Source organism: Shewanella oncorhynchi, assembly GCF_030848765.1.
In the GTDB taxonomy this organism is placed as follows: Bacteria; Pseudomonadota; Gammaproteobacteria; order Enterobacterales; family Shewanellaceae; genus Shewanella; species Shewanella oncorhynchi.
The window spans coordinates 4,988,487-5,014,058 of sequence record NZ_CP132914.1 but is presented as its reverse complement, the minus strand read 5'-3'; the positions used below and the strand labels follow the sequence as shown (position 1 = coordinate 5,014,058).

The 25,572-nt window shown below is 45.7% G+C and carries 16 protein-coding genes and 3 rRNA genes; 9 read left to right on the top strand and 10 right to left on the bottom strand.

All coding sequences use genetic code 11. The annotated features are described in order from the left end of the window. Window positions 1–124: 124 nt before the first annotated feature. Window positions 125–2,245, top strand: coding sequence for a TonB-dependent receptor (locus tag RA178_RS22015; RefSeq protein ID WP_306683947.1), 2,121 nt, complete (start codon window positions 125–127; stop codon window positions 2,243–2,245). 118 nt (window positions 2,246–2,363) lie between these two features. On the opposite strand, the gene RA178_RS22010 is transcribed toward RA178_RS22015, so the two are convergent. Next, entirely contained in the window at window positions 2,364–3,116 is a 753-nt protein-coding gene (locus tag RA178_RS22010; protein ID WP_306683945.1) for an IS5 family transposase, read from the bottom strand. Window positions 3,117–3,322: 206 nt separating this feature from the next. Between RA178_RS22010 and RA178_RS22005 the strand changes: the two genes are divergently transcribed. Together RA178_RS22005 and glmS are read left to right on the top strand one after the other, a co-directional pair. Beyond that, window positions 3,323–4,093, top strand: coding sequence for a DeoR/GlpR family DNA-binding transcription regulator (locus RA178_RS22005; RefSeq protein ID WP_306683943.1), 771 nt, complete (start codon window positions 3,323–3,325; stop codon window positions 4,091–4,093). Between the two features lie 44 nt (window positions 4,094–4,137). Next, the gene (gene glmS / locus RA178_RS22000) at window positions 4,138–5,967 is read left to right on the top strand and encodes a glutamine--fructose-6-phosphate transaminase (isomerizing) (protein WP_306683941.1); all 1,830 of its coding nucleotides are present in this window, start codon (window positions 4,138–4,140) and stop codon (window positions 5,965–5,967) included. A 108-nt stretch (window positions 5,968–6,075) separates the two neighbouring features. Here glmS and RA178_RS21995 read toward each other — a convergent pair whose 3' ends face one another. From RA178_RS21995 to RA178_RS21985, 3 genes are all read right to left on the bottom strand, one after another. Further along, entirely contained in the window at window positions 6,076–6,279 is a 204-nt protein-coding gene (locus RA178_RS21995; protein ID WP_105250772.1) for a DUF2061 domain-containing protein, read from the bottom strand. A 183-nt stretch (window positions 6,280–6,462) separates the two neighbouring features. Then, entirely contained in the window at window positions 6,463–7,368 is a 906-nt protein-coding gene (locus tag RA178_RS21990) for a 1,4-dihydroxy-2-naphthoyl-CoA synthase (RefSeq protein WP_263169523.1), read from the bottom strand. Window positions 7,369–7,492: 124 nt separating this feature from the next. Beyond that, a complete protein-coding gene (locus RA178_RS21985; protein WP_263149087.1) occupies window positions 7,493–7,843 on the bottom strand; it encodes a hypothetical protein in 351 nt (116 codons plus the stop codon). A gap of 91 nt (window positions 7,844–7,934) precedes the next feature. On the opposite strand from RA178_RS21985, the gene ccoG reads away from it, so the two are divergent. The 5 genes from ccoG to RA178_RS21960 all read left to right on the top strand — a co-directional run bounded on the left by ccoG (window position 7,935) and on the right by RA178_RS21960 (window position 17,764). Next, on the top strand, window positions 7,935–9,362 hold the full coding sequence (gene ccoG / locus RA178_RS21980; protein ID WP_306683938.1) for a cytochrome c oxidase accessory protein CcoG: 1,428 nt from the start codon (window positions 7,935–7,937) through the stop codon (window positions 9,360–9,362). A 590-nt stretch (window positions 9,363–9,952) separates the two neighbouring features. Further along, window positions 9,953–11,494 (top strand): 16S ribosomal RNA (locus RA178_RS21975). A gap of 362 nt (window positions 11,495–11,856) precedes the next feature. Then, a 23S ribosomal RNA gene (locus tag RA178_RS21970) occupies window positions 11,857–14,759 on the top strand. 139 nt (window positions 14,760–14,898) lie between these two features. After that, a 5S ribosomal RNA gene (rrf, locus tag RA178_RS21965) occupies window positions 14,899–15,014 on the top strand. Together the 16S, 23S and 5S rRNA genes form the textbook arrangement of a ribosomal RNA operon. Window positions 15,015–15,313: 299 nt before the next feature. Next, entirely contained in the window at window positions 15,314–17,764 is a 2,451-nt protein-coding gene (locus RA178_RS21960; protein ID WP_306683936.1) for a GGDEF domain-containing phosphodiesterase, read from the top strand. Here the strand turns inward: RA178_RS21960 and RA178_RS21955 are convergent. Beyond that, complete coding sequence (locus RA178_RS21955; RefSeq protein WP_105250768.1) at window positions 17,721–18,704, bottom strand: alpha/beta fold hydrolase; 984 nt, start codon at window positions 18,702–18,704, stop codon at window positions 17,721–17,723. The two genes, RA178_RS21960 and RA178_RS21955, sit on opposite strands and share 44 nt — an antisense overlap. A gap of 95 nt (window positions 18,705–18,799) precedes the next feature. Beyond that, entirely contained in the window at window positions 18,800–20,611 is a 1,812-nt protein-coding gene (locus tag RA178_RS21950) for a DUF885 domain-containing protein (RefSeq protein WP_198573809.1), read from the bottom strand. Window positions 20,612–20,821: 210 nt separating this feature from the next. Between RA178_RS21950 and add the strand changes: the two genes are divergently transcribed. Further along, window positions 20,822–21,817: an adenosine deaminase gene (gene add, locus RA178_RS21945; protein WP_263167891.1), complete on the top strand. Its 996-nt coding sequence runs from the start codon at window positions 20,822–20,824 to the stop codon at window positions 21,815–21,817. 96 nt (window positions 21,818–21,913) lie between these two features. Here the strand turns inward: add and hemN are convergent, their stop codons facing one another. The 4 genes from hemN to RA178_RS21925 form a co-directional block, all read right to left on the bottom strand. Beyond that, window positions 21,914–23,290: an oxygen-independent coproporphyrinogen III oxidase gene (hemN, locus tag RA178_RS21940; RefSeq protein ID WP_006084752.1), complete on the bottom strand. Its 1,377-nt coding sequence runs from the start codon at window positions 23,288–23,290 to the stop codon at window positions 21,914–21,916. Window positions 23,291–23,551: 261 nt separating this feature from the next. Further along, entirely contained in the window at window positions 23,552–24,019 is a 468-nt protein-coding gene (locus RA178_RS21935; RefSeq protein WP_306683928.1) for a DUF2489 domain-containing protein, read from the bottom strand. Window positions 24,020–24,092: 73 nt separating this feature from the next. Continuing rightward, complete coding sequence (gene yihI, locus RA178_RS21930; protein WP_173248456.1) at window positions 24,093–24,653, bottom strand: Der GTPase-activating protein YihI; 561 nt, start codon at window positions 24,651–24,653, stop codon at window positions 24,093–24,095. Between the two features lie 90 nt (window positions 24,654–24,743). Then, on the bottom strand, window positions 24,744–25,382 hold the full coding sequence (locus tag RA178_RS21925; protein WP_105250762.1) for a class I SAM-dependent methyltransferase: 639 nt from the start codon (window positions 25,380–25,382) through the stop codon (window positions 24,744–24,746). Window positions 25,383–25,572: the final 190 nt, after the last annotated feature.

The window sequence follows — 25,572 nt, the reverse complement described above, 5'->3', positions numbered from 1 at the left end:
TTTTAAGTTAATTTGATCACTATCACACTCAATTGTAAATTTTTGTAAAGAAGGGAAAATAAAAACACTTCTCATTTATATTGCCTGCAATTCTAAGACGAAAGGTCTATTTGGGGTGTTGGCAATGGTATTTAAATATTCAGTTATAGGTTTAGCTGTAGGCTCGGCATTAATGGCTATGCCGGTTATTGCAGAAGTGGCGAGCGATAAAAATATTGAGCGCATCAATGTGACTGGCCGTACTTTTAACGACTATAAAGTCGGTAGTGCATCGGGTGCCATGCGTGGCGATATCGACTTAATGGATACTCCACAGTCAGTTAATGTTATCCCTGATTTTGTGACTGATGAACAGTTGGCCACTAACCTTGCCGAGGTTTTAGTTAACGACTCCAGTGTGACGGCGGGAACCACGCGCTGGAACCGTCAAGTCTTCAGTATCCGCGGCTTCGAGCTCGATTCGGGTAACGGTTATCTTATCAATGGCCATCAACAATGGTCTCACTACGTACAACCAATTGAAACTTTACAGCAAGTCGAAGTATTGAAAGGTCCTTCGAGCATGTTGTACGGCCAATCTGGCCCTGGTGGTTTAGTGAATATGGTCACTAAGAAACCGACCTATGATTCAATGCTCGATTTAGGTTTTGATACTGATGGTTTGGGTTCGACCCGTGCTCAGCTAGATGCGGGCGGCAGTTTAAATGATGCTCAGAGTCTTCGTTACCGCGGCGTGTTAGTGAAGCAAGACACAAAATACTGGCGTGAGTATTCCGCTAACGATGAGAACCAAGAGCGTGACCGTTGGTTGGGCTACTTAAACTTAGAATTTGATGTCAGTGATGATGTTCTGTTATCGGTTAAGTACGATCATACCCAAGATAAAGCAGGCATTGATGCGGGTGGGTGGTTAGATAAACAAGGTAATGTTATCGGTGAACGTAAAACCGTATGGGATGCACCTTGGGCCTTTACCGATAACACAGTCTCTAACTTAGGTGCCGATCTAACTTGGCAGATGAGTGATGATTGGAAAGTCAAAGTTGGTTATAACGATCAGCAGTTTAATCGCCAACGTTTAGACTCTGCGCCAAGTTTGATTGAAGGCTCTGAAGATCCATTCAAAGATGGTTATAACATCAAACCATTCGACCGTTACGACGATTGGCAGCATAAAACGGCCTATGTCGATTTCACGGGTGAATTTTCTTTGGCAGGAATGGAGCATCAATTCCTTATTGGAGCTAACTATTTAGACTATTTCTATCAGCAGCAAATTCAGAAAGGCAAAAGTCAGCCCGTAATTCCTGGGCAACCAATTATTCAGCAAGATCTTGATTATCACCAAGGTAAGCTAAGCAACCCAAGTGAATACAAGTATTACGGTTTCTATTTACAGGATTTGATGACGCTTAATGAGCAATGGAAATTGCTTGCTGGTGTGCGTTACGACGAACAGAAGAAAGATGGTGAAGGTGAAAACAGCTATGCAGTGTCGCCTAAGTTTGGAGTGATCTACTCACCTATGAGTAATGGCAGTATTTATGTTAACTATTCAAAGAGTTTCACACCACAAGGCTCGGTAACCAGTTCTGAAGATGTCAATCATGGAGATAACCTGAAACCTGAGTACGGTACTCAATATGAACTAGGGACTAAGTGGGAGTTGTTTGATGACAGCCTACTGTTAACAGCAGCCCTGTTTGATATTACGGTTTCTAATGTCACCATAGAGCAAGATATTCCCGAAACGAGTGATGGCAATAAAACTATTACTACTCAAGGTGGTGAGCAGCATCACCGCGGCTTTGAAGTTGGTGCCCAAGGTCAGTTAGGTGATAGCTGGTTTGTGACTTCTTCTATGATGTATTTAGATGCGGAATATAAAACGGGTGCTGGCAAGATCGATGGGAAAATCTTAGATGGTAAAACACCCATCGATGCGCCTGAGTGGTCGGCGAATATCTGGACTCGTTATGAAGTAACTGACAACTTTGCGATGAACTTTGGTGCTATTTATGTGGGTGAACGCTTCGCCGATAAAGATAACAGCATTACCAAAGACGGTTATGTGCGTTTTGATATAGGTGCAGCCTATACTATGGATATCATGGGTAAAGATGTCAGTATTCGTGCCAACGTCAGAAACCTCTTTGATACTGAATATTTAGATGGTGGCAGTGATAAGATGGTGACGATTGGCCAAGATCGTAACTTCAGTGTTGCAGTTGAAGCTAAGTTCTAATATTTATTAGGATTTTTAATCCATTTAAAGCAGTTTAGCCCTAAAGGATAAACTGCTTTTTTATGGGCTAATTTCCAAGTTTACTAGGGTCTGTTGATCTTTGCTGTGCAAATGTTGCTCAGCAATACATCGGCAGCCACATTAACATAAACGCCAGTGACACCATACTGGCGTAATTTCTTGCTAGCTTGTCATATCTTGTTGATATTGCTCGATAGTATTTAATTCTTCCAAAAGCATTCTCCACTAAATGTCGATACCGATATAAGCACCAATCGACTTTTTCTTGAGGTGTATTCTTATAGCGGCGCTTTGGAATAACGGATTTCCCGCCTTTATTTACGATAAGTTCACGAAAAGCATCGCTGTCATAACCTTTATCTGCAATGACGGTATCAACCTGTTTCAGGTGCTCAATTAAGCTGGTGGCGTGTGTAATATCGTGTTTTTGGCCTTCTGATAATTCGAAATAAATCGGTAATCCTCCGCTGTCGACGGCTAAGTGAATTTTGGTTGAATTACCGCCTCGACTTTTACCAATACTCTCATTACTTAGCGTCGCTGCACTGTGCTGGTTAGCCCGCACTATCGAGCCATCAATAAAGACCCATTCCATATCAGCAAGGTTGGCTAAGGCCTTGAATAAATGTACCAGAATGCCTTTCTTAGACCATAAATGAAACCGTCTAAAGACCGTACTCCAATGACCGAACTCTTTAGGTAAATCTCGCCAAGGGATACCTGTTCGAAGGCGGTAAAGAATACCTTCGAATGTTTGTCTATGTTCAGGTTTGTCATAAACACGGCCTGTGCTTTTCATTAAATGAAATAGCTTTTCCCAGCGTGCATCGGTTAGCATAAGTCTTGGCATGGCTTGAGGTTATGGTTACTTTTGGCGAAGCAAATTATAACGTCTTGCCATGCTGTCTAAAAATTACTCTCGAAAGATCAACAGACCCTAGCTAGACAGATAAAAAAATTGCTTGGATCATGCAAAAGTGTGTTTCGTATGACTAGCAAAAAAGTTTCGTTTCACTATAATGCACCTTTCGAATCGAAACTTAACTGAAAGGTTTTATGAATAAACGAAACACACAGCAGCGTCGCCACAGCATAATCACCATATTGAACGAACAGGGTGAAGTGAGCGTTGATGAACTGTCGTTACGTTTTGAAACCTCAGAAGTGACGATTCGTAAGGATCTCGCCGCGCTTGAGAAAACGGGTTTATTATTGCGCCGTTACGGTGGCGCCGTGGCGATTCCAGACGAAGTCACTCAACAGTTCTCTGCCAAGATAGCGCCTAATAAACTTTCTATTGCGAAAACCGCCGCGCAGCTGATTAAAGATCACAATCGCATCATTATCGATAGTGGCACTACGACGTCAGGCTTGATTGAACAGCTGAACGATAAGCGTGGGCTGGTGGTCATGACTAATGCGCTACACCTTGCAAATGCCATCCATGAACTCGAAAACGAGCCCACCTTATTGATGACTGGTGGCACTTGGGACCCGCATTCTGAATCCTTTCAAGGTCAAGTCGCCGAGCAAGTGTTGCGTTCATATAATTTCGACCAACTGTTTATCGGTGCTGATGGTATCGATCTTGAACGCGGGACCACCACCTTTAACGAGTTAACAGGTCTAAGCAAAGTGATGGCCGAAGTTTCCCGCGAAGTGATCGTTATGGTTGATTCAGACAAAATCGGCAAGCGGATCCCTAACTTAGAGTTACTGTGGGCCAAGGTCAGTGTGTTGGTCACCGACTCACGTATCGACGAGAGTGCGCTCAAACAAATTTCAGATCAGGGCGTGCGAGTTATGTTAGCGCCCTACGCTCAATAGACAAAATAGCTTAACAACTTCATTTTAATTTATAGGTAAAGACTATGTGTGGAATCGTAGGCGCCGTGGCGCAAAGGGATGTGGCTGAAATTCTGGTAGAAGGCTTACGCCGTTTAGAATATCGCGGATATGACTCTGCAGGCGTTGCCGTTATTCACAATGGTGAACTCAACCGTACGCGCCGCGTTGGCAAAGTACAAGAGTTGTCGGCTGCGCTTGAAACTGACCCATTAGCAGGCGGAACCGGTATCGCGCACACTCGTTGGGCGACCCACGGTGAGCCGAGTGAGCGTAATGCTCATCCGCATTTATCGGAAGGTGATATTGCCGTGGTGCACAACGGTATTATCGAAAACCACAATAAACTGCGCGAAATGCTTAAAGGTTTAGGTTACAGCTTTAGTTCAGATACCGATACCGAAGTGATTTGTCACTTAGTGCACCATGAGCTGAAAACCCATAACACTCTACTTGGTGCTGTACAAGCCACAGTTAAACAACTCGAAGGCGCCTATGGCACAGTCGTTATTGACCGTCGTGATAGTGAACGTATGGTTGTTGCTCGCTCTGGTAGTCCATTGGTGATTGGTTTTGGTCTAGGTGAAAACTTTGTCGCTTCAGATCAACTCGCCTTATTACCCGTGACTCGCTCATTTGCTTTCCTAGAAGAAGGTGATGTGGCCGAAGTGACCCGTCGCAGCGTGAGTATTTTCGACTTAAACGGTAATGCCGTTGAGCGTGAAGTAAAAGAATCTGAAATTACCCACGATGCCGGTGACAAAGGCGAATATCGCCACTATATGCTTAAAGAAATTTACGAGCAGCCATTGGCACTGACGCGCACAATTGAAGGTCGTATTACTAATAAGCAAGTGCTAGACACGGCTTTTGGTGACAACGCTGCTGAGTTTTTAAAAGATATCAAACATGTGCAAATCATCGCCTGTGGTACTAGTTACCATGCGGGCATGGCGGCACGTTACTGGTTAGAAGATTGGGCTGGCGTGTCTTGTAACGTCGAAATTGCCTCTGAATTCCGTTATCGCAAGTCGCACTTATTCCCAAATAGCCTGTTGGTGACGATTTCACAATCGGGTGAAACTGCCGATACCTTAGCGGCCATGCGCTTAGCGAAAGAAATGGGTTATAAAGCCACATTGACCATTTGTAATGCGCCAGGTTCATCATTGGTTCGCGAATCTGACATGGCTTACATGATGAAAGCGGGCGCCGAGATTGGCGTGGCATCGACTAAAGCTTTCACAGTACAACTTGCTGGATTATTAATGTTGACTGCGGTGATCGGTCGCCACAATGGTATGTCTGATCAAATGCAGGCTCAAATCACTCAAAGCCTACAATCTATGCCAGCAAAAGTGGAACAAGCTTTAGGTTTAGATGCTGCGATTGCTGAACTGGCTGAAGATTTTGCCGATAAACACCATGCGTTATTCCTTGGCCGTGGCGATCAATATCCGATTGCGATGGAAGGCGCGTTAAAGCTGAAAGAGATTTCTTATATTCATGCTGAAGCTTATGCCTCTGGCGAATTAAAACACGGCCCACTGGCGCTTATCGATGCTGATATGCCAGTGATTGTCGTTGCGCCAAACAATGAATTGCTCGAAAAACTGAAATCGAATGTTGAAGAAGTGCGTGCCCGTGGCGGCTTAATGTATGTGTTTGCCGATGTAGATGCCGAGTTTGAGTCGGATGACACGATGAAAGTGATCCCTGTGCCACACTGTGACATCTTTATGGCGCCACTGATCTACACTATTCCTTTACAGCTATTGTCGTACCATGTTGCATTAATCAAAGGTACTGACGTGGATCAACCACGTAACTTGGCAAAATCTGTAACAGTAGAATAAATAGAGATATTTAAATGAAAACTGCCTTTATTGGCGGTTTTTTCATTTAGATTCACGACAAAATGACGATTAACTTACAGCAATAGCAAATGCTGGTGGCTTAACTTTCTATGCTGGAATGGCATCTAGTTCGTGCTGCTTTTTTGCCTCAATGCGTTTCCACACTTTGTCATGGAAGTAAAACACTACAGTGTTAATCGCGGGTTCTACTAAGGCTACTGCGCCACCGACGACCACACTGCCAGTTAATAAATAGGTTACGGTAAAAGCGACGCTAAAATGTAGTACAGCAAAAGTGAGTGTCTTAGTCATGATCTTGTCCTCTAAATAGGCTCCCAGCGGGAATATTTAGATGATAACAATTCTCATTAAAATTAAAAGCCGTGTTTTCAGATTAGTTTAAACGGTTTTATCTATTTATCCGTTGTAAAAAACATAAAGCCCTCACGATGGAGGGCTTTGAGCATTTAAACGTAAATTAATACGATTCTAAAATTAGTAGTGCCAAGGGAAGGCTGAAAAATCTTGATCGCGTTTTTCGAGGAAGGCATCGCGTCCTTCCTGTGCTTCGGCGCTCGCATAGGCTAAACGCGTCGCTTCACCGGCAAATAATTGCTGACCGACCATACCATCATCAGTCATGTTGAAACCGTATTTAAGCATACGCATAGCCGTAGGTGATTTAGAGTTAATCTCTTTCGCCCACATTAATGCTTCGGTTTCTAGCTCTGCATGGGGAACAGATTTATTAACCATACCCATGTCGAAGGCTTCATCAGCACTGTAGTTAAATCCGCAGAAGAAGATTTCGCGGGCACGTTTTTGACCTATCATCTTTGCGAGATAAGCACTGCCATAACCTGAGTCGAAGCTCGCCACATCGGGATCGGTTTGTTTAAATATTGCGTGTTCTTTCGAGGCTAAGGTTAAGTCGCACACTACGTGTAAACTATGGCCGCCACCCACCGCCCAGCCCGGCACAACGGCGATGACCACTTTAGGCATAAAGCGGATAAGGCGTTGTACTTCTAATATATGTAAGCGGCCCATTCTGGCTTGATCGGCCTTACCTTCTTCGGCGCCTTCATATTTATAGCCATCTTTGCCGCGAATACGTTGATCGCCACCTGAACAGAACGCCCAGCCACCATCTTTTGCCGAAGGACCGTTACCCGTAAGCAGTACGCAACCCACATCAGACCATTGGCGTGCATGGTCGAGTGCGATAAATAATTCATCAACGGTTTTAGGTCGGAAGGCGTTACGGCACTCTGGGCGATTAATGGCAATGCGTACTGTGCCGTGCGCTTTGGCTCTGTGGTAAGTAATATCGTCGAAATGAAATCCACTGATTTCATCCCATAGGGTGGGATCAAAAATGTCTGATACTTGTTGGGTCATGATTCATAGGCCTTTATGCTGTAATGCCTCAAAGGCTAGGCGGAATCATATATAAGGTCAATCACCTAAGTCTAAACCTTAGCGCTATATAGCAAAATCCCGTTTGCCTATGAGTCTGTAATGATTAAAGGTGATCACATAGATAAAGCTGATTATCTTTGCTAAACACTGGATGTTGAGGTGCCATAGTACCGCAATAGTTAGCCTTAAAGGCGGCAATAGACTCGGGTGTCATTGGAATTTGATTGAAGGCTTCGAGTTCTAATGTGGATAAACGTTCTATGATGTCGGTTCTTACCTTAGTCAGTTTATGGTCGATTTTAATAATTTTTGTTCCTGTCATAGAGTCAACTTTATTCTCTATTTCTTTGATCATCGCCTCAGTCTTTGCAATAGGAACATCTAATTTATCTGTTTCTGTGTATAAGTAATATAAAGCACCCGCGAGTAGCGCCAATATGATCCAACCTTTCATCTTTTAGTCCAACATAAGTGAATAACCATTAAGAATATGGGTATAATAAGCTAGTTTTCGTCCAATATTAAAGCAGTAAAAGGCTGTAACGATGAACTCAGAATCTAACAACAAGGACTATTCGAAAACCAATCGAATTAAGATTCACCAGCCAGATGCGAGTAAAGCCGATCGCTTTAATCCTCGTAATCGGATTTATGTCCGAGCCATAGACGGTTTGTGGAGTAGCGTACGTCGCCGCATGGGCTGGATTGCCATGTTATTTTTCCTGCTTTTACCTTGGATCCCTTGGGGCGACCGTCAAGCCGTATGGTTTAACTTGGGCGAACAAAAGTTTCACGTCTTCGGTTTAACGATTTGGCCGCAGGATCTCACCTTGCTTGCAGCGTTGTTTATGATCGCTGCCTTCGCTCTGTTTTTTGTGACCACCTATCTTGGCCGTGTTTGGTGTGGATACACTTGCCCCCAAACAGTATGGACCTTTATGTTCATCTGGTTCGAGGAAAAACTTGAAGGCGCACGCAATAAACGCATTAAGTTAGATCAAATGCCATGGAGCTTTGACAAACTCTGGCGTAAAACGGCAAAACATACGGCCTGGCTATTGCTCTCACTGATGACGGCGATGACCTTTGTGTCCTATTTTGTGCCAAGTCGTGAAGTCTATGTCGATGTATTTACGCTTAATGCTTCTGGCGGTATCTACTTCTGGGTTGTGTTCTTTACACTTGCCACATACGGCAATGCGGGTTGGATGCGTGAAATCATGTGTATCCACATGTGCCCTTATGCTCGTTTCCAAGCGGCCATGTTCGATAAGAATACCTTTATCGTAGGTTACGATACTAAACGTGGTGAGACCCGTGGTCCGCGTTCGCGTAAAGATGACCCAAAAGAGCTAGGCCTTGGTGACTGTATCGACTGTGACTTGTGTGTGCAGGTATGTCCTACGGGAATCGACATTCGTAACGGTCTGCAATATGAGTGCATTAACTGCGGTGCTTGTATCGATGCTTGTGACCAAACTATGGATCGTATGGGGTACGAGAAAGGGCTTATCAGCTATACCACAGAGAACAAGTTAGAAGGTATAAAGCAAAAAGTGCTGCGACCTAAGCTTGTCGGTTATGGCGTGGTATTGATGGCGATGATATTAGTCTTTATATACTCCAGTGCGACCATAGCACCTGTGCGTATGGACATCATTCGTGATCGTAACCAGCTCTATAGAGAGAACAACCAAGGTTTGATTGAAAACACCTTCACCTTGAAGATTCTTAATAAGACTGAGCAATCCCACGAATACACTATGAGTGTCGAAGGATTAGACAACTATAAATGGTACGGTCCAACTTCGGTCACTATTGCGGGTGGTGAAGTGTTAACTCTCCCTATTAGTGTGGGTATCGATCCGGTTGAGCTGTCTCGTTCAGTTACTAATATCGAGATAAAAGTGAAAACTCATATCGACGGTGAAGAAGTCGAAGTTGAGCAAGAATCTCGTTTCTTTAGTCCATAGATAACAGTATTTATGATGATCTAGCTGAGCGTGACTCATATAGATTGCCAGACTTAATCGAGATAAAGGGGCTTTTTAGCCCCTTTTTTATACGTATCGTTTGATAAGTAAACGTCTAAACCATTAATCGTTATTTTCCTACAAAAAGCCCTTGCACAAAATCTCCTGCTCCCTATAATGCGCATCCACTGACACGGCAGACAGCGAAAGCCAGCTGACGAGTTAGGTTGAATTGAGTCGCTTTTAAGCACTTAATTCAAGCGCAGCAAGAAGTTGTAAAAAATTCCTTGACGCGAAACGGAAAATGCGTAGAATGCACGACCCTGAGCTGATGAAGCATCAGCCCGACCCGCCGGCAACGGTATGTGGTCAACGCTCTTTAACAAGATAAAACAAGAAATCTGTGTGGACACTCACAGGTGTTGAGTTAATCGAAACTGCTTAACCTTCGGGTTGGCAGTCAAAAATTTAAATCAATGTAACAATGAGTGTTCATAGTAATATGTACAGTTTGTTTCTGCTTTTAAGTGGAAACAAAAAATCAGAATTCATTGAGCCGCTGAAGTCGCAAGACGGAAGCAACAAAACTTTAATTGAAGAGTTTGATCATGGCTCAGATTGAACGCTGGCGGCAGGCCTAACACATGCAAGTCGAGCGGCAGCACAAGGGAGTTTACTCCTGAGGTGGCGAGCGGCGGACGGGTGAGTAATGCCTAGGGATCTGCCCAGTCGAGGGGGATAACAGTTGGAAACGACTGCTAATACCGCATACGCCCTACGGGGGAAAGGAGGGGACCTTCGGGCCTTCCGCGATTGGATGAACCTAGGTGGGATTAGCTAGTTGGTGAGGTAATGGCTCACCAAGGCGACGATCCCTAGCTGTTCTGAGAGGATGATCAGCCACACTGGGACTGAGACACGGCCCAGACTCCTACGGGAGGCAGCAGTGGGGAATATTGCACAATGGGGGAAACCCTGATGCAGCCATGCCGCGTGTGTGAAGAAGGCCTTCGGGTTGTAAAGCACTTTCAGTAGGGAGGAAAGGGTGTAGTTTAATACGCTATATCTGTGACGTTACCTACAGAAGAAGGACCGGCTAACTCCGTGCCAGCAGCCGCGGTAATACGGAGGGTCCGAGCGTTAATCGGAATTACTGGGCGTAAAGCGTGCGCAGGCGGTTTGTTAAGCGAGATGTGAAAGCCCTGGGCTCAACCTAGGAATAGCATTTCGAACTGGCGAACTAGAGTCTTGTAGAGGGGGTAGAATTCCAGGTGTAGCGGTGAAATGCGTAGAGATCTGGAGGAATACCGGTGGCGAAGGCGGCCCCCTGGACAAAGACTGACGCTCATGCACGAAAGCGTGGGGAGCAAACAGGATTAGATACCCTGGTAGTCCACGCCGTAAACGATGTCTACTCGGAGTTTGGTGTCTTGAACACTGGGCTCTCAAGCTAACGCATTAAGTAGACCGCCTGGGGAGTACGGCCGCAAGGTTAAAACTCAAATGAATTGACGGGGGCCCGCACAAGCGGTGGAGCATGTGGTTTAATTCGATGCAACGCGAAGAACCTTACCTACTCTTGACATCCACGGAATTCGCTAGAGATAGCTTAGTGCCTTCGGGAACCGTGAGACAGGTGCTGCATGGCTGTCGTCAGCTCGTGTTGTGAAATGTTGGGTTAAGTCCCGCAACGAGCGCAACCCCTATCCTTATTTGCCAGCACGTAATGGTGGGAACTCTAGGGAGACTGCCGGTGATAAACCGGAGGAAGGTGGGGACGACGTCAAGTCATCATGGCCCTTACGAGTAGGGCTACACACGTGCTACAATGGCGAGTACAGAGGGTTGCAAAGCCGCGAGGTGGAGCTAATCTCACAAAGCTCGTCGTAGTCCGGATTGGAGTCTGCAACTCGACTCCATGAAGTCGGAATCGCTAGTAATCGTGGATCAGAATGCCACGGTGAATACGTTCCCGGGCCTTGTACACACCGCCCGTCACACCATGGGAGTGGGCTGCAAAAGAAGTGGGTAGCTTAACCTTCGGGGGGGCGCTCACCACTTTGTGGTTCATGACTGGGGTGAAGTCGTAACAAGGTAGCCCTAGGGGAACCTGGGGCTGGATCACCTCCTTACCTATACGACTAACTTAATGTTTGTTGAGTGTTCACACAGATTGCTTGTTTAGCTTCTCTTAGGAGAAGTCAGAGCTAAATGCGCCGCTAGCCGGTACGCATTGTTCTTTAACAATTTGGAAAGCTGATAGTATTTAATTGCATGAGTCTGTCATGTGATTAATTACAAAACGTTTAATGCGCAAGCATTGAACATGAGTTCTCAAACACTTTATTAAGTGTCTTGAATATTCAAAAGTAAATTATTCTTTATTGAATAGTTTACGTCTAAGGCGCGTCCACTTCTTTGGTCAGAAGTGAGACAAGTAAAACCAAGCTGGTCGCAATGCGGCGCAGATGAGTGAAACTCATTTGGGTTGTATGGTTAAGCGACTAAGCGTATACGGTGGATGCCTTGGCAGTCAGAGGCGATGAAGGACGTAGTAACTTGCGAAAAGCGTTGGCGAGCTAGTAACAAGCATTTGAGCTAACGATGTCCGAATGGGGGAACCCAGCAGCATAAGCTGTTATCGCAACATGAATACATAGTGTTGCGAGGCGAACGAGGGGAACTGAAACATCTAAGTACCCTTAGGAAAAGAAATCAACCGAGATTCCCCTAGTAGCGGCGAGCGAACGGGGATTAGCCCTTAAGTCAGTGGGGTGTTAGTGGAATGCGTTGGAAAGCGCAGCGGCACAGGGTGATAGCCCCGTACATGAAAACTAACCATTGATGAAAACGAGTAAGGCGGGACACGTGACATCCTGTTTGAATATGGGGGGACCATCCTCCAAGGCTAAATACTCCTGACTGACCGATAGTGAACCAGTACCGTGAGGGAAAGGCGAAAAGAACCCCTGTGAGGGGAGTGAAATAGAACCTGAAACCGTATACGTACAAGCAGTGGGAGCGGTTCTTGAGACCGTGACTGCGTACCTTTTGTATAATGGGTCAGCGACTTACATTTTGTAGCGAGGTTAAGCGAATAGCGGAGCCGTAGGGAAACCGAGTGTTAACTGCGCGTTTAGTTGCAAGGTGTAGACCCGAAACCCGGTGATCTAGCCATGGGCAGGTTGAAGGTTGAGTAACATCAACTGGAGGACCGAACCGACTAATGTTGAAAAATTAGCGGATGACTTGTGGCTGGGGGTGAAAGGCCAATCAAACCGGGAGATATCTGGTTCTCCTCGAAAGCTATTTAGGTAGCGCCTCGAGCGAATACCATTGGGGGTAGAGCACTGTTAAGGCTAGGGGGTCATCCCGACTTACCAACCCTTTGCAAACTCCGAATACCAATGAGTACTACTCGGGAGACAGACGGCGGGTGCTAACGTCCGTCGTCAAAAGGGAAACAACCCAGACCGTCAGCTAAGGTCCCAAAGTACTAGCTAAGTGGGAAACGATGTGGGAAGGCTTAGACAGCTAGGATGTTGGCTTAGAAGCAGCCATCATTTAAAGAAAGCGTAATAGCTCACTAGTCGAGTCGGCCTGCGCGGAAGATGTAACGGGGCTAAGCTAGTCACCGAAGCTACGGGTGCACAGTTTACTGTGCGCGGTAGAGGAGCGTTCTGTAAGCCGTTGAAGGTGAAGGGGTAACCCACGCTGGAGGTATCAGAAGTGCGAATGCTGACATGAGTAACGATAAAGGGGGTGAAAAACCCCCTCGCCGAAAGACCAAGGGTTCCTGTCCAACGTTAATCGGGGCAGGGTGAGTCGACCCCTAAGGTGAGGCCGAAAGGCGTAATCGATGGGAAACAGATTAATATTTCTGTACTTCCGCTAACTGCGATGGAGAGACGGAGAAGGCTAGGCTAGCGCGGCGTTGGTAGTCCGCGTTTAAGGTGGTAGGTGGTGTTCTTAGGCAAATCCGGGGACACGTACTTTAATGTACACACTGAGAGCTGATGACGAGGTCCTAAGGGACTGAAGTAGTTGATGCCATGCTTCCAGGAAAATCTTCTAAGCTTCAGGTTAGCGGGAATCGTACCCCAAACCGACACAGGTGGTCGGGTAGAGAATACCAAGGCGCTTGAGAGAACTCGGCTGAAGGAACTAGGCAAAATGGTACCGTAACTTCGGGAGAAGGTACGCTCCTGTTGGTGATGAGACTTGCTCTCTAAGCTGACGGGAGTCGCAGATACCAGGTGGCTGCAACTGTTTATCAAAAACACAGCACTGTGCAAACTCGCAAGAGGAAGTATACGGTGTGACGCCTGCCCGGTGCCGGAAGGTTAATTGATTGGGTTATCGCAAGAGAAGCTCATGATCGAAGCCCCGGTAAACGGCGGCCGTAACTATAACGGTCCTAAGGTAGCGAAATTCCTTGTCGGGTAAGTTCCGACCTGCACGAATGGCGTAATGATGGCCACGCTGTCTCCAGCCGAGACTCAGTGAAGTTGAAATTGCGGTGAAGATGCCGTATACCCGCGGCTAGACGGAAAGACCCCGTGAACCTTTACTATAGCTTGGCACTGAACATTGAACCTACATGTGTAGGATAGGTGGGAGACTATGAAGTTGTGACGCTAGTCATGATGGAGTCGTCCTTGAAATACCACCCTTGTAGTTTTGATGTTCTAACCTAGGTCCCTTATCGGGATTAGGGACAGTGCCTGGTGGGTAGTTTGACTGGGGCGGTCTCCTCCCAAAGAGTAACGGAGGAGCACGAAGGTTGGCTAAGTACGGTCGGACATCGTACGGTTAGTGCAATGGCATAAGCCAGCTTAACTGCGAGACATACACGTCGAGCAGGTACGAAAGTAGGTCATAGTGATCCGGTGGTTCTGAATGGAAGGGCCATCGCTCAACGGATAAAAGGTACTCCGGGGATAACAGGCTGATACCGCCCAAGAGTTCATATCGACGGCGGTGTTTGGCACCTCGATGTCGGCTCATCACATCCTGGGGCTGAAGTCGGTCCCAAGGGTATGGCTGTTCGCCATTTAAAGTGGTACGCGAGCTGGGTTCAGAACGTCGTGAGACAGTTCGGTCCCTATCTGCCGTGGGCGTTGGATGATTGAAGGGAGCTGCTCCTAGTACGAGAGGACCGGAGTGGACGAACCGCTGGTGTTCGGGTTGTCATGCCAATGGCATTGCCCGGTAGCTACGTTCGGAATCGATAACCGCTGAAAGCATCTAAGCGGGAAGCGAGCCCTAAGATGAGTCATCCCTAGGAATTTAATTCCTCTAAAGAGCCGTTCGAGACTAGGACGTTGATAGGCATGGTGTGTAAGCGTTGTGAGGCGTTGAGCTAACATGTACTAATGACTCGAGAGGCTTAACCATACAACCCAGATGGGTTTTGCTAAGCGAACTTAGACAGAATATCGACACTTGATAAAGTTTGAACTCAAACAAAGAAAATCAGCTTTCCGAATTATTATTAACGTGGTCCAGAGATGGACACGGTAATAAACAGAATTTGCTTGGTGACAATAGCCTTGTGGAACCACCTGATCCCATCCCGAACTCAGAAGTGAAACGCAAACGCGCCGATGGTAGTGTGGGGTCTCCCCATGTGAGAGTAGGTCATCGCCAAGCGCCTAATTATCTCATTGAGATGTAACCAAGCCAGCTGAACAAGCTGGCTTTTTTGCGTCTGCAATTTGTAAAATCGTCATTTAAAGACCAATGCTATCTAGCATTGTTCTATTCATTTTAGTTTTGGTTCTTCTGCTAGTTCTTTACATTTTTTCCTTCCTTTATTTCAGACTTTTATACTCTAAGTTGATTATTTACATGAAGATCTCGCTTAGTTTGATAAGTCCTTTTGCTTAGTGGTTAGTTTCCCGTTAGCATACAAAAATATTAATTTTTTTGTTAACGGCCATCTGTTGCCTATGCTTCGTAAGCTTTCGCTCGCGGTACTGCTTCCTCTTTGTATGCTGACCCTATATTTAGTGTTGGTCATAGGCGAGTACCTGTTCGAAAGTGACCAAGTTAGGGCTGAACTTGCGCAGCGACAATCGGCTTTGATAAAGCAACAGTTGTTCCGCATGCAGAATGTGGTTCAATCGGCGCAAGCTTTACAGGATGTAGAGCGGATTGAGCAGGAAGTTTCCTTAGCTGCGCTGGATATGGGCACTATGGTGTATATCTTGGTTGATGCTGAAAGCCGTATTCGTTTTGCTAATCATACTGTGTGGCGTGATAGCAATGCGACTCAAGTCATCGATGGTTATGATGTAGACCTTCATCGCTCTGTGGTTCAAGCTTTTCTTCCGCAGATCCTCGTTAATCTCGACCGTTTAACTATTCAAGCATATTATCCCGTTCTTCCCCAGTATGGTGGGGCTGTTGATTTGATTTATCTTGAAGCCGATTTAGCCCCTTTAGTGGCCGAAGCTTCTGCTAAGTTGCAGCAACGTTTTATACGGGTTTGGGGCCTTGGCGGATTATTGCTGATTGGCTTTACCTTTATTTTATATTTCCTGCTGATCCGCCCATTCCAAATGTTGAGCGAGGCAGCTAAGCAGGTAGGCACTTCTTCCTTTTCGACATCGATACCTTGGAGTTCATCTGAAGTTTTATCTTTGCAAGCCAGTTTGCAGCAGGCACATGAGCGTTTAAGTCGGGCAGTTAAACAGCTGAATGACAGTGAATTGCGTTGGTTATTTGCTGTGGAAGGTTCGCGTAACGGTATTTGGGATTGGGACATCAGTACGGGGGAGGTTTTTCTTTCTGATCGCTGGAAAGAGATGATTGGTTATGCACCTGATGAATTGGCTGGAGTATTCCAGACCTGGGAGACGCGGCTACATCCCGATGATAAGCAGATTGTGTTAGATGCTTTGCAGGAATACGTTAGCGGAAAGAGTAAAGAATTTGAAAGTGTTCACCGCTTACGGCATAGAGATGGCCATTATGTGTGGGTGTTAGACCGCGGAATGTTAGTTGATTGGGATCCCCAAGGGCGCCCGACTCGCATGATAGGCATTCATATGGATGTGTCAGAAAGCGCGAAGAACCATGCTGCAATTACTGAGCTTGTGGATCAATCTGTTGTCGGTCGCAAGATGTTGCCCGATGTCTTTATGGGGCGTTTATCGCAATTTTTAACCCAAGGTAATAGTTCGGGGCAATGGGGAGCATTGCTGCTCGTTGAGGTGGATCGCTTAGGATTGGTCGCCACTTTACATTCCCATGAATTAGAGCGCTTGTTAACGCAAATCGCGGCCCGTTTATCGAGTTATTTCACTGAAAATATAACGGTCGGTCGATTAGAGTCTGGTAATTTCGTTTTGCTTGCTAAAGATTTAGCGGCAGATGCGTCAGCCGCTGCTCGTCGTGCTTTAGCCCTTGCGAGTGAGTTAAGGCAAGTGATTGCTCGACCATTCCATTACGGTCATCATCACTTTGAGCTGAGCGCGTGTGTGGGAATCTGTTTACTCGATAGTATAGAAACCTTAGATCCAGCTTTAGTGATGCGTCGTGCCGAGTTAGCAACGTTAAGCGCTAAGCAAGCAGGTCAAGCTGGGTGCGCTTTTTACCATGCTGAAATGGACTTTCGCCAGAGCCGTGATGAGCTGTTGCAACAGGAATTACAAACCGCATTACAACAAGATAGCTTAACGTTAATGTTCCAGCCTGTGATCAATGCGACCAGTGAACTTGTCTCGGCTGAAGTGCTCACGCGTTGGTATCGTGCTGATGGAGAGTTTATTCCGCCATCTGAATTTGTGGCGTTAGCAGAACAAGGGGGAATTATTGCTGAGCTTGATCTTTGGGTGGCTAAGCGGGTGTGTCTGTTTATTCAGAAATCGCGGGCTCAAGGAAGGAGTTTGCCTCCTTTGACTCTCAATATCAGTGCATTTTCATTTGGTCAGGCAGATTTTGTTGATGCATTCGTTGGGTTGGTTAAGGAGCATGGTATTGCGGCTCATCAACTGGGTATTGAGCTCAATGAGGCCGCATTGTTAATGCAACCACAGTTTGTCGATGAGCGTGTCTCTAAGTTAGTTGAAGCAGGTGTAGGTATCATCCTCGATCATTTCGGTTCGGGCTTGAGTGCCTTGAGCTGCTTAGCGAATCAGCCATTAGTTGCGGTTAAATTGGATATGAGTTGTATTGATTCATTAACCACAATGCCAACAAAAGTGAATGTACTTATTACCTCTGCGCGGCAATTCAATTTGAGCGTTGTCGCCAAAGGTGTCGAATCATCCCAACAATATCAAGCTTTTTTTGAACTTGGCTGTGATGGCTATCAGGGCTATTTATTCAGTCGAGCCTTAAACCAAGCGGACTTTATCCAGCTTGTTTGTCCTCGTCCTTTATTGCGTAGCGTTTAAAGAAGTCGAGAGCATAGTTTAAGGCTTGGTTTCGGCAGGCGTCTTTTTCCATAAAAATCTCATGGGCAGCCCCAGCGATTACTTTCAATTGGCAATGGGTACTCACGGCGAGATTCTGGGCCGCATTATCAACAATCTTATCTTCACTCGCTTGCAGTATCAGTATCGGAGTGCGAATTTGTGCCGTTGCCAGTACGCAAGTATCTGCCGCATCTAAAGATTCAGTCAACCAACGGTTAGTGGGTGAACCGAGTTGTAACTTAGGGGCAGCATCATACAATTCTCGGTAGGCTTGGTATCGGGTCTGGCTGTGAGTTAGCTCATTCCCTTTGAATGGAACAGGTTTATAGTTTTGTCCTGCAAGTACATAATTAGGCTCGCCGCCATTGAGTGTGGTATCGAGTTTACTGGCTAACCAGCGTACGAACGCTTTTGGCATAGGTAATTTAATGCCATACATGGGTGCGGAAAATGCCGCGGCGGTAAAAATATCGGGATGCTGTTTGAGATACAAAGTGCCAATCGCGCCACCCATTGAATGGCCAAGTAGCATGAGTTGTTTGTCGTTTTGTGGTAACACTATCTTCTGCATAAATAGTGCAAAATCATCAATATAATCATTGAATCTTCGCACATGGCCCATGTGTGGATTGATTGTCATACGATCCGATAGCCCTTGGCCACGGTGATCTATGGCATAAACAGAGTAACCTTGTTGGTATAAGTCGAAGACCAATTCTTGATACTTTAAATAGGACTCGACTCGGCCACTGCTGAGAACGATTGCGGTATGCGCTTGGGGATGTTTGACCATCATATAGGCCAGCGTGACGCCGTCGGCAGAGGCTAGCGTGTCTTGAACAACGCTTTGCCAGAAGGCTTGCTGCTCTGAGGTATTTAAATCGTGTTCAGTCGAAAATGTCGCTTTGGCTTGGCTCATACTCAGTCGCAAATCATTTGGCTTGAATGGTTTGTTAGAGTGTAACAGACAACCATGGGAGTCTGAAAATACCGACTCCCATGAATTTCATTAACTTAGCGTGTCGCCTTTTTCGCTTCAATAAAATCATTGATTTGCTGTTCGAGGATCGACATAGGTACAGAGCCATTTTCGAGCACAGCATCGTGGAAGGCACGAATATCAAATTTGTCGCCGAGTTCCTGTTCTGCCTTGGCACGTAATCGTTTGATTGTTAACTCACCAATTTTGTAGGACAAGGCTTGTCCTGGCCACGAAATATAGCGGTCAATTTCGGTCGTGACATTATGCAGTGATAGTGCGGTATTGCTGGCCATAAAGTCGATGGCTTGTTGACGACTCCATCCTTGGGCGTGCATGCCAGTATCTACGACTAAACGCGCCGCGCGCCACATTTCATAGGTTAAGCGCCCAAAGTTACTGTATGGATCTTGGTAGAAACCAGCTTCTAAACCTAAATATTCGCAATATAGCCCCCATCCTTCACCAAAGGCAGATATATAGCCATAACGACGGAAATCTGGGAGTGAGGTTAGCTCAGAGTTGAGTGAAATTTGCAGATGATGACCGGGTACGGCTTCGTGCAAGGTTAAGGCTTCTAGCTCGTAGAGTGGGCGCTTATCCAATGCATAAGTGTTGACCCAGTAGTAACCGGGTTCATCATCGCTGTTCGATCCTGAATATCGCCCTGTGGTGTATTTCGGTGCAATTTCGGCGGGCACTGGTGCTATACCATAGGGCTGGCGTGGGAGTTTGCCGAAGTACTTAGGCAGCATGGCATCGGCTTTTTTGGCAATAAATGCCGCTTCTTTGAGTAACTGATCGGCACTGGTGGTGTAGAACTGAGGATCGGTCCGCAGGAAATGTAAGAAGTCGGCAAAGCTGCCTTTAAAACCTACTGACGCGATGATTTGTTCCATTTCTTGGCGGATACGTTGTACTTCTTTTACGCCCAGTTCATGCACTTGCGTCGACGTCATATTCAAGGTCGTGTAGTAACGTACCCTATTCTCATAAAATTCTGCGCCGTTAGGTAAGCTACTGGCCGCGATATTTTCCCGGGCATTGGGAATGTACTCTTTAGTCATGAAATCATAAAAGTTTTGGTACAGAGGTAGAACTTTTTGCTCAACTAAAGTGCGGCCTTCTTGGGTCAGCTGAGTTTTTTGTGCCTCAGTGAAATAGTTGGGATATTGAGTAAAAGGTTTGAAATAACTGCTCTTTTCAACAGGGACGATATAAGCACTGATACTGTCTTCAAAGCCATTGAGTGTCACTTTTGGCGGCGTTATTCCCTCGGCTAATCCTTGTTTTAGCCAGTGGGTTTGCTGGGCGAAATAGGTCGGGAGTGCATTGAGTTTGGCAATATAGTTGCGGTAATCCTCAAGGGTGTTGAATCTTCCCTGTGCGATTGACGTGATATAAGCGTGGAAGCCGCTTTCCGCCGTAATGGGCAGGTAATAATCCTTGAAACGATATAGGTCGACATCGTTTTGGATCTGATCTTCCAGTATTTGGGCGTTAATCTTATCTTCTTTACTCAAGCTGCCGCGGTCGAGTGCTTTGAGCTGCGCTAGTACTGCGATTTGACCTTGATTAAGCTTAGCGAGCGCGGCTGGCGAGAGATCCGTTAATTTTCCTGCGGCACTGGCATCGCCCATGCTGTAAGCCATTTCAGGACTCGCACTGAGCTGTAATTGCCAGCTTTGGTCGATAATCGCTTGCAGCGCTGGGGCGATTGGCTCAACTTGCGATTGTGCTGCTGATATTGCCTGTGACGATGGGGTTTGAATATTTTTTGTGGTTTGAGTGGCACTGCAGGCGCCTAATGCGCATATCAATAAACTGGGGGTTAAGAGTTTATGCATGTTAGATCTCTGATATTTTCGTTGTTATTGAAGTCATTATGCCTGATGAATGCGGCCGTTCCTTGTATGGATATTAAGCAGAATTGTGACTGAATGTGAATTTAAATGCGTTTAGCGCATAAATGCCCCCGAAAATGCGTGTTAAACTTAGTGTCCGCCCGCGACCAAATAACAAAAGCATTGGCTGGGTAGTTCAAATAGGGGTTAAATATGATTGATACATCCATTCCATTGGTGGATCTGCATCGTCACCTAGACGGTAATGTGCGGGTAAATACCATTTGGGAACTAGGACACCAACACGGCATTGCGCTACCTGCCGATTCTTTAGAGACGCTCGCACCTTTTGTGCAAATTCAGGGGAAAGAAACTAGCTTAGTCGCCTTCTTAAAGAAGCTCGATTGGATGGTTGCCGTACTCGCAGATTTGGATGCGGTTAAACGCGTCGCCTATGAAAACGTTGCCGATGCGGCGTTATCTGGCTTAGATTACGCTGAGTTACGTTTTAGTCCTTACTATATGGCGATGAACCATAAGTTACCGATTGAAGGCGTAGTTGAGGCGGTAGTTGACGGCGTTAAAGCGGGCTTAAAAGACTATAACGTGAAGATCAATTTGATTGGCATTATGTCACGTTCATTTGGTCAAGCTGCTTGTACTCAAGAACTTGAAGGCTTACTCGCCCATAAACAACATCTCGTGGCTATGGACTTAGCCGGTGATGAATTAGGCTTCCCTGGCGAGTTATTTAACGATCACTTTAAACGTGTTCGTGATGCTGGCCTTGCGATTACGGCTCACGCCGGTGAAGCTGCGGGTTCACAAAGTATGTGGCAAGCGATTCAAGAACTTGGCGCAACTCGAATTGGTCATGGGGTGAATGCGATTCACGATCCTAAGCTGATGGAATATCTTGCTAAGCACCGTATTGGCATCGAATCTTGCCCAACCAGTAACTTGCATACTTCTACTGTGGCTTCTTACGCTGAGCATCCATTCAGAACCTTTATGGATGCAGGCGTGTTGATAAGCCTAAATACCGATGATCCCGGTGTGAGCGCTATCGATATTAAGCATGAGTATCGTATCGCCAAATCTGAACTCAAGTTAACCGATGCTGAGTTAGCGCAGGTGCAACGTAACGGCGTTGAAATGGCATTTTTATCGGACAGTGAGCGCAAAGCACTCTATGCCGCTAAGGTATAAGTCGATTCTGAGTCGTTAATAAAAATAGCCATAAATAAAAATCCGACTCTAGAGTCGGATTTTTTGTGAGCGTTTGCGAGTGCAGCAATAAGCGTTTTAGATCACGCGTGAGAACTGTTGCTGACGCGCTTTTTGACGATAGTAAAGATCGAAGCACATACAGATATTGCGGATCAATAAACGGCCAGTAGGGCTGATAGTGATCTGTCTGTCGACGATTTCAACTAACTTGTCATCGATAAATGTCTGCATTAACTTAAGATCTTCCGCGAAATAGGTTTCGAAGTTAATCCCTAGCTTCTCATCAATTTTCGCCATATCTAATTCGAAGTGGCAAATCAGCTGTTTAATCACTACGCGGCGGATTTCATCGTCGCGGTTCAGGCTACAACCTTTCCACAAAGCATGGCCTTCCTTATCTATGGCTTCATAGTAAGGGCGGATATCTTTCTGGTTTTGCGCATAGCAGTCGCCAATCTGACTGATGGACGATACGCCAAGACCTAACAAATCGCATTCTTCTTGGGTGGTATAACCTTGGAAGTTGCGGTGCAGTCTGCCTTCACGCTGTAACTTGGCTAACTCGTCATCGGGTTTAGCAAAGTGGTCCATACCGATATATTGGTAGCCAGCGCCAGTTAAGGTCTCGATAGTTTGGTGCAGCATTTCGAGTTTTTGTTTTGGCGAAGGTAAATGCTCATCTTTGATCTTACGTTGTGCAGCAAAGCGCGCAGGTAAGTGAGCATAGTTAAATACCGACAGACGGTCAGGCGATAAATCTAAAACGCGCTGCATAGTGACGGCAAAGGTTTCTGGCGTTTGGTGTGGCAAACCATAGATTAAATCTATGTTGGTTGACACAAAACCCATGGCTTTTGCTTTGGCCATTAAGTCGAAGATAAATTGCTCATCTTGTTCGCGATTAACGGCAATTTGCACTTCTTTATTGAAATCTTGTACACCGATGGAGATCCGGTTAAAGCCCGCTTCTTTCAACGTGTCGAGCATTGACAGCTCTATCTCGCGAGGATCGACTTCAATCGAGTACTCGCCTTCTTCCGCAAAGTTAAAGTTGGCTTTAATCAATGACGTAAGTTTAAGAATCTGCTCAGGATTTAAGAACGTGGGTGTACCGCCGCCCCAATGCATTTGGGTCACACTGTAATGTTTGAACAGGGGCGCACGTTTGATAATTTCTTGGCTTAAATATTCAATGTACTGATCGGCTTTGTGTTGGTGGCGGGTGATGACTTTATTACAGCCGCAGTAATAACAAAGCTTGGCGCAGAACGGGATATGAATATACAGCGACAGTTTATCGCTTTTGCTATTTTCAATGGCCGTCAGCAGGTTTTGTTCGGTGAATGTGTCATCGAACTCTAATGCCGTTGGGTAAGAGGTATAACGGGGACCGCTGTAGTTATACTTTTCGATCATCGACTGATCCCAGCTAATCTGAGTGGGCTGCTTCAAGGCGTGTCCTCCGTGGGTAAATTAGCAACAAGCGAAGTATGCAAGGTTCTTAAGTAAATAACCTTGATCTAGGTTGTAAAAATGACGTCTGTTATTTTAGAAGTTACGCAATATCTATCAAAAAAGTACGCTTGTCTGTCGATATTTGGCGGTTTTGTGCGCAGGCTCACGGGAGTAAGGAGGGTAAGATTGGTGCGGGTTTTATCGAGATGACCTCAAAACCACAATATAAGTGGTCTTGAGGTATAGCAATGGGCTGGTTTAATGCATCGCTTTGGCTTGGTAATCCGACAGTTTTTTCGCATCATCACTGATGCCTTGCTCTAATGCCGCTTCGGACTTCATTCTGATCAAGTCTAACTTCATTCTTTCTTGCTTAGGCAAGGCTTGACGAGCATCCATGATGGGATGATTTTTAATTAACTCAAAGTGTTTGAATAATGAAGGGTAATCGGGAGCCACACGCTCACTTAATGACAGGATTTCAAATAATCGCCCAATCCTGACCACGCCTTCAGAGATCTCACAGCGGTCTTCAATCATAGCGGTGGCGATATAGCGGATATCATCTAAAACTTGGGCGCGTTTTGCGTTCGCCGTGGCTTCACGCTCGGCTTGTTCGGCCTGCTGACGCTTTTTTTGCTGCTTGAGTTTTAGGATTAAGAAGGTGGCGTAGCTACTAAGCGCTACTATGATGATAAAACCGAGAATAATGATAGCCGTAGACACAGAGACTCCTTATATGAATGGCATAAGGAGCACAGCTAAAAACTGAGTTCCCTATGCCTTAGCACTGAGAGGTTTAGAACTTGTCTTGATAATCTTTCAGTAAGTCAGCGCCTGATTCGAACTTGTCGAACAACTCATCGTCAGACAAAGACTTAGCTGGTGATGAAGGTGCATCATCATCCATATCGTCGCTAATGCCTAGTTTAACCATCAGAGCTTCAATCTTATTTAGCTGTTGATCTAACCACTTTTGGTCAACCTCGTTGAGATCACGGCCTTCTTCCAGCATATCTAACAGCTGATTTAGTCTTGGATCTTCTTCCAGTTTCAGCAGTTTTTGCTCGTCAGTCAGCTTAGCTTGTTTTACTTTTGGCTGAGCGGCTTTATCTGTTACCACTGCTGCAGGAATTGCTAAAGCCACAGGCTTTTTACTGCCATGACGCGGGTCTTTTTTCTTAGCGGCCTGCTGTTGCGGCGCTTGCGCTAAAATTAAGCTTTCGTTATGACGACTACCTGATTTATTGCCAGAATCTTTACGTTTGCCAGTCGCTACAGCGCGATCTTGCTTCTTCACTCTTGGCTGTAACTTAGGGCTGTTCTCGCCGCCCTTGCGTGTTTTCTTGCTACGAGACATGGTCTTCTCAATTATTTACAACGTATGGCCTTGCAGACTAAGGGTGAGCTTGTCTACAAGGTGCGAAATTAGGCCGAGTGTTATACCAGATTATGATGTTTTTTGCATCAAAACGAGGTCCTTTGCGGCAAATAATAGTTCAAAATCGCTATTGTTTGCGAGGTACTCGAAGGTTTGTCGCTGATAAAAGCTCACATGGGTGAGGTTGTTCTTATAATGCCACTTAGCAAAACCATCTAATTCAGTCAGTAATGGTGTGCTTATCGCTAACCAACCACCAGAATGCAGTAGCCGAGAGAGCAAAGTCCACTCTTTTATAGGGTTTTGAAAATGCTCAAATACCCGATAACAGCAGATAAAATCATACTCTAGCTTTAACACGTCATGATTAGGGGCAAAAAAGGGATCATATTGATTTAACTTGTGGCCCGCATTTTCTATGGTCGTCAGGCTCTCATCATCGAGTATGCGGCCAAAATTCAATCCTAATAAACTGCCCGCTTGTTGCTGCTCTAATTGCGCTAACAGCGGCAAAATAAATTGCGATAACTGTTTTTGCTTCGACGCTATGCGTGAACGACCGTATCTTTGCTTCTCTGCCGCGGGGGGTAAATGGCTATTCGCATCCGCAAAGGTTAACTCACATGTCTTGCAAACATAAAAACTCCGCTTTTTATCTTGATGAAGGAGTCGTGTCTGACTGTTATGACAAAGAGGGCATCTGGGCATTGAGTCTGCTGAAGTGGTTATTAAGGCTTTGATTGTACCAATTATATTGGTTGAGTGCACATTTTAGACACTAATGGGGTGTTATAAAAGAAAAAAGGCGGCAGTTAAACTGCCGCCTTACAAAGGGTGCTTTAGCACCTTATCCTGATTCCAAGTATCCATACTTGCTATGCGACTTTCCCGGTCGGTA